Here is a 3,104-nt window from a genome sequence, read left to right as displayed (position 1 = left end):
TCAACATCTAATATCTTATCATCTTGTCTTATTAGTCTTGCAACAGTTAAGTCATTACTATCTATTAAGTTTCCTATAATCGAGTAATTATCATTATAGGCATCAACTCTTTGTAAAGTTACAAAGAATTGTGAACCATTAGTATCTTTACCAGTATTTGCCATAGCTAATATACCAGATCTATCAAATTTTAAATAACTAAATTCATCAGATATAGTATAACCTGGATTACCTGTTCCATCATGATTTATACTTCTATCTCCACTTTGAATAATATTATTAACACTTACTCTATGAAAATTCAAATCATTGTAATATCCACTTTTTGCCAAGAATACAAAATTAGCAACTAATTTAGGAGCAGCTTCAGGATATAAATAAACTTTAATATCTCCTTTTGTTGTTTTTATATTTGCTTGTAATTTATATGATTTCATTTTATTTGAAAATTCTTCTTCTTTAGTCAATCCGAATAATTTTTCACCAACAAAACTTTCTACTACACTACTACAGCTGATAAGTGTAAAACTAAACAAAATAGTTATTAAAACCTTATATACTTTTTTCATAAAACACCTTAGAAATTAAATGGGCTTATCATAGCCTCAATATTTATTTCTTCCTTTCTATTAAAATTAAATATGTTAAAATTAAAATGTTCAACTTTTAAATTACTTATTATTTTCATCTCTTCTCTTTCTGTTAAAATCATATCATATATTACAAGTAAATCTAAAACTTGTTCATCGGAATTTACAACCTCTACGATATTTATTAATCTTCTTGGATTGATATTTAAACTTTCTTTTAAAACTTCATTTGCAAGTTTTTTATTAGAAATAGCATGATAAAGATTTGATTCTAAATTATTTAAAACAATACCAAATAAAATATTAGGAACTTTAGCCTTTTTTAATGTTACAACAGCCATATATCCTCCTTCCATTTTATATATTTTATCATAGATAAAATTTTATTTCAATTAAATAAATAGACTCTAATTTATTTTAGAGCCTAATTAAATTCTATTTAGAATACTATTCAGATCTTAAAGCTTCCATAGGCGAAAGTTTTGATGCTTTTCTTGCAGGATAAATACCAAATATTAATCCTGTTCCCATAGAAACTGTAAGAGACATAATTAATACACTAATTTTTAATATTGGAATAATATGTAGGAATATTCCAATTATTGAAGCAAGTCCATAACCTATAGTTAAACCAATCAGTCCTCCAGTTAAAGTTAGTATTATAGATTCTATTAAAAATTGTAATAGTATATGTTTATTTTTAGCACCAATAGCTTTTCTTAAGCCTATTTCACTTATTCTTTCAGTAACAGATACTAGCATAATATTCATAACACCTATACCACCAACAAGTAAAGAAATTCCTGCAATAAATGATATAAATATAGAAATTTTATTAAGTATTCCAGTAACTTCTTTTAATTGATCACTAACTAAAGATATTTTATATAAATCATCTTGACCAGTTTTAGCTTTAAGATATCCTTTTAAAACATTTACTGTTTCCGTCATTTTCTTTTCATCTTTAACTTTAAATGTAAAGCCACTATTGTACTCTTGGGCATCAACTGGTACAAAAATATTAATTACAGGTTGTGGAATAGCTGATACTTGTTCTGGCTTTTGAGTTACACCAACTATTGTGTATGAATAAGTATAACCATCAAAATCTGAAAAATTAAGAAGTTTTCCTAATGCATTTTCTGGGTTTCCATAAGTTCTAACAGCTGAATCATAATCCATAATCGCAACTTCAGCTTTACTCTTATACTCTTCTTCTGTAATTTTTCTTCCATAATCTACTCTATAACTATAAGCATTTAGATTTTTATCATTAACTCCTCTAACACCAACATAAACTTCATCATCTGTAATACCTTGTAATTGAGTTTCAAAAAATGCAGTATCTATGTTTGGTAATTGTTCTATAATTTCTAAATCACTTTCTTTAAAATAGAAATCTCTATTTATTGTAGTTTTTGCTAATTTCTTTTGATCGATATCAACTTCTACTATTTTAGTTAAAGATTTTGTTAAATCTCCTAATAAATTATTTTGAAAACCAGCTCCAACTGAAGATATTAATACAACAGAAGCAATCCCAACAATTATACCCAGCATTGTTAAAAATGATCTAACTTTAAAAGAAAAAAGACTTTTTATAGATAATTTAACTAATTCCCATATATCCACTAAATACCCCTTCTTTCTTTTACTATTTCATCTGAATTTATAACCCCATCTCTAAGCCTTATAATTCTCTTAGTATGTTCTGCAACATCTTCTTCATGTGTTACCATAAGTATAGTTACACCTTTATCATTTAAATCTTTAAAAATATTTAATATCTCTTCTCCAGATTTACTGTCTAAATTACCTGTAGGTTCATCTGCAAATATTATTTTAGGATCATTTATCAATGCACGAGCTATAGCAACTCTTTGCTTTTGACCTCCTGACATTTCTACAGGTCTATGATTTATTCTTTCTCCAAGTCCAACCATTTCTAATGCTTTTTTTGCTTTTTCATGTCTTGTTTTTCTATCAACACCCTTATACATTGCTGGAAGCTCAACATTTTCTATTGCTGTTAATTTTGGTAATAAATTATATGCTTGAAACACAAATCCTATTTTTTCATTTCTGACTGTAGATAAATCATTTTCAGGCATATTAGAAACATCTATACCATCTAAAGTATATGTACCAGTAGTAAGATTATCAAGACATCCTAAAATATTAAGAAATGTTGATTTTCCACTACCTGAAGGTCCCATAAGTGCAACATATTCACCTTCTTTTACACTTAAGTTAAGACCTTTTAATACTTCTAAAGAAAGTTTCCCATTTTTATATACCTTCACAAGATCTTTTACTTCTATCATTTTAATTTATCTCCTTCTTTGAATTGCTTAGAGATATTATTTAATAATTTATCTCCCACTTCAAGTCCAGATTTTATTTCATAATTTATATTATCAGTTTTACCAACAGTAACTTCACGTTTTTCTACTATATTATTTTTTCCTAGTACATAAACATATGACTTATTTGCAGCAGCATCTATTTCGACAT

General features: G+C 26.6%; 4 protein-coding genes and 1 pseudogene. All 5 read right to left on the bottom strand.

The genetic code is table 11. The annotated features are described in order from the left end of the window. On the bottom strand, positions 1 to 569 hold a 569-nt coding region (locus ACWYO2_RS05505), incomplete at its 3' end, for a peptidylprolyl isomerase (RefSeq protein WP_455515478.1). Positions 570 to 577: 8 nt separating this feature from the next. Then, entirely contained in the window at positions 578 to 931 is a 354-nt protein-coding gene (locus ACWYO2_RS05500; protein WP_455515477.1) for a hypothetical protein, read from the bottom strand. Positions 932 to 1,037: 106 nt separating this feature from the next. Further along, the gene (locus ACWYO2_RS05495; protein ID WP_455515476.1) at positions 1,038 to 2,222 is read right to left on the bottom strand and encodes an ABC transporter permease; all 1,185 of its coding nucleotides are present in this window, start codon (positions 2,220 to 2,222) and stop codon (positions 1,038 to 1,040) included. Then, on the bottom strand, positions 2,222 to 2,914 hold the full coding sequence (locus tag ACWYO2_RS05490) for an ABC transporter ATP-binding protein (protein ID WP_455515475.1): 693 nt from the start codon (positions 2,912 to 2,914) through the stop codon (positions 2,222 to 2,224). The genes ACWYO2_RS05495 and ACWYO2_RS05490 overlap by 1 nt, the downstream gene beginning before the upstream one ends. Beyond that, positions 2,911 to 3,104: pseudogene (locus tag ACWYO2_RS05485) on the bottom strand (efflux RND transporter periplasmic adaptor subunit); the annotation flags it as partial. The gene ACWYO2_RS05490 and the pseudogene ACWYO2_RS05485, both read right to left, overlap by 4 nt.

It is taken from the genome of Pseudostreptobacillus sp., assembly GCF_977040545.1.
This window is presented reverse-complemented; position numbering and strand designations above follow the sequence as displayed.